At 33.2% G+C, this 2,662-nt stretch carries 2 protein-coding genes and 2 pseudogenes; 1 reads left to right on the top strand and 3 read right to left on the bottom strand.

All coding sequences use genetic code 11. From position 1 onward, the window contains the following. The 3 genes and pseudogenes from HET73_RS06980 to HET73_RS10130 form a co-directional block, all read right to left on the bottom strand. Positions 1-160 (bottom strand): annotated as a pseudogene (locus tag HET73_RS06980) (IS66 family transposase); the annotation flags it as partial. Positions 161-246: 86 nt separating this feature from the next. Continuing rightward, a complete protein-coding gene (locus HET73_RS10135) occupies positions 247-606 on the bottom strand; it encodes a hypothetical protein (protein ID WP_458694649.1) in 360 nt (119 codons plus the stop codon). Positions 607-683: 77 nt separating this feature from the next. Beyond that, positions 684-1,369 (bottom strand): annotated as a pseudogene (locus HET73_RS10130) (MFS transporter). A 245-nt stretch (positions 1,370-1,614) separates the two neighbouring features. Between HET73_RS10130 and HET73_RS06970 the strand changes: the two are divergent. Next, a complete protein-coding gene (locus HET73_RS06970; protein ID WP_174133840.1) occupies positions 1,615-2,370 on the top strand; it encodes a class I SAM-dependent methyltransferase in 756 nt (251 codons plus the stop codon). Positions 2,371-2,662: the final 292 nt, after the last annotated feature.

The following is a 2,662-nucleotide window of genomic DNA, read 5'->3' as shown; positions in this document are numbered from 1 at the left end:
TTAGTACTGATAAATTTTTCGAGTTTAAACCAAGCCTTTTCTTCAATTGAGTGTTTTCAATTTTCAGAGCCTTGTTTTCTGCTTCCAGTTTTTCTGCTTTCTCTTCTAACTTTTCTATTTTTTGTTGTAAGTTTTTGCAGAGTCCTAAAAGATTTATTATACTACTTCAAAACTATCCTATGATTAGCTTTTTAGACCACTTTGTCTACTTATTTTACCACTCCGCCCTGAACTGACACCAAGAAATCAACCTCTTGAGTCTTTTTCAGTATATTTGAACAAACAGTATATAAGAACCGCAATTGTAGAGCATGTTATTGTCAATAGCAAATTTGATAAAATACCGTAAGAAAAGAATTTTCCTACTATATATACTCCGATGGCTCCGAACATCATATTGCAGAATGAGAGAACTTCACTACCAAGCCCTATACTTTTGGTTGTTTCTAAAGCAGAGGTTACGTTATTGCTTATTACTAGTGCAATACCTATATTTCTTGGAATCCAAACAGTTTGAAGGATAAATACGTTCAATTTATTTATAGAGTAAAAGTATACCAGTAAACTCTCAGGTATTATTCGCAACATCAAACCTATTATTAACATTCTGTTAACCGCTATTTTTGGTACATATCTTCTATTAATCAAATTTCCAACTATGTGAAATATAACTATGATTGATATTAGATAACCGAAAAAAAGGACTCAAATATGAAGGGGTAGTTAGCAATATATGCCCAATGCCACATGAAAGTTAACCCATGGAGAGCTGAAAACCCAAGGAAACGATAATTTCTAAATATTGATATATATTGCTTAGGAATATTAGTCAGTACACCAGTTATACTGACCTCATTCTTATTTATGGTAAGTGTTTCTCGTAACTTAAAATAAATAAAAATGAGCATAACAATTGCCGCGAATGATATAATAAAAAACAAAAATTTCCAATTATATCCACTTGAGATTATATAACTGTCTACCACTGGAGCTATCCCAGGTGACAGCGCTACTACCATATTTAACTTTGAAATTACCCACGAGTACTCACTACCTGAGTACATATCCTTGATTGCTGCATACCCGACAACACCTGCAACAACATCTCCTATTCCTTGTATAAAGCGAATCAGTATTAAGAGCACAATATTGTCAGCTATGTAACACATGATACTCGCCAAAGTAAAAATGTCATACCAATCAGCATTATTGGACGCCTACCATATTGGTCCGATAGTGGACCACAAATTAATCCGGATATCGCAAATCCAATCAAATTTAAGCTGATTGTAAGCTGCACCACATGGCCTTCTACTTCAAAATAATGAGCAATGATCGGTAATGCGACGTAATTCAGGTCAGTTTCCATATCGGCAATTTCTACAGATAATATCATGATAAGAGAGATAATATTTTGTATTGCCATGAATGATTCACTGGGCTACAGAAGTTCTATTGTAACATATTCATTTAATTAGTGTATTAATTTAACCATCTAATTTGAAAGTTTCTCTCTGTCACTCAAGTACTCTTTCTTTTTTCCTAGATCCCGCTGACATTTGAGAATTTCATAAAATTGCCATATATAGTGTAGTGGTTAATAGAATAGATAGCATGGATAAATCACGATTAGTCAAAGAGGTTTTCGATTCTGTAGCAAATCGCTACGACATCATGAATGATATAATGAGTCTTGGAATACACAGACTATGGAAGGATAAGATGGTAAATAGTGTGCATTTTACAAAAAACTCTAAGGTTTTAGATGTCGCTGGAGGAACCGGAGCATGGATAATTACAAAAAGAATAGTGAGAAAAGAACCAAGTGCTCAGGTTGCAGTATGTGATATAAATCAAAACATGCTAAGCGAAGGACGTGATAAAGCTATAAATTCAAATCAGCTCAATTTCAATTGGGTGTGTGCAAATGCAGAAAGTTTACCATTTGAAGATTCCGAATTTGATTATTGCACAGTAGTTTTTGGTAATCGAAACGTTTCCGACCGCAAAAAGGCTCTAAGTGAAGCATTTAGGGTATTAAAAACAAATGGACAATTTATCTGTTTGGAGTTTGCTCTTATGCACTATCAAATTGAGATGTTTACAAAATTCTATGACTTATATTCATTTAAAGTAATTCCTAAAATTGGTAGCATAGTTGCTAAAGACAGGAGTTCATATGAATATTTAGTGAAAAGCAACAGAGAGTTTCCAACTCAGGCTGAGTTTAAAATGGAAATTGCAGAGGCAGGCTTTCAGAATGTTGAGTTTCATAATATGAGCTATGGAATAGTGGCATTATACATTGGAAGAAAATTAATATCAAGCTCTGGTAGCGAACACTGGACTACTACCTTGTCATTCCAGTAGTTTTTTGCTCATTATAAGCTTCGTGCTTGTTCATTCATCAAGTCTTGTAATTGAGCAGCGTCTTTCCTTACCACAAGATTATTTTATCGGGCGTCATATAGTTTATACAAAATAATGTTTTGGGACTAATTCAAATAAAAACAAACATTTTTTTATTAATATTTCGAACCAATTACGGTCCTTCCTCAAAATAAATAATTACAAAAGCAACATGGTACAAGTAAACAAACGGCAATGTGCTAAAATTATTTCTATATATTGTAAATAAGGTTAAAGTTTCATAAAGTTGAAT

This window comes from Wolbachia endosymbiont of Atemnus politus, from assembly GCF_013309895.1.
Note: the sequence above shows the minus strand (reverse complement) of the source record. Positions and strands in the feature narration are given on the sequence as shown.

Coding starts and splice junctions, on each gene's coding strand:
- HET73_RS06970 (WP_174133840.1), top strand. CDS start 1,615: ATGGATAAATCACGATTAGTCAAAGAGGTTTTCGATTCTGTAGCAAAT.
- HET73_RS10135 (WP_458694649.1), bottom strand. CDS start 606: ATGTTAATAATAGGTTTGATGTTGCGAATAATACCTGAGAGTTTACTG.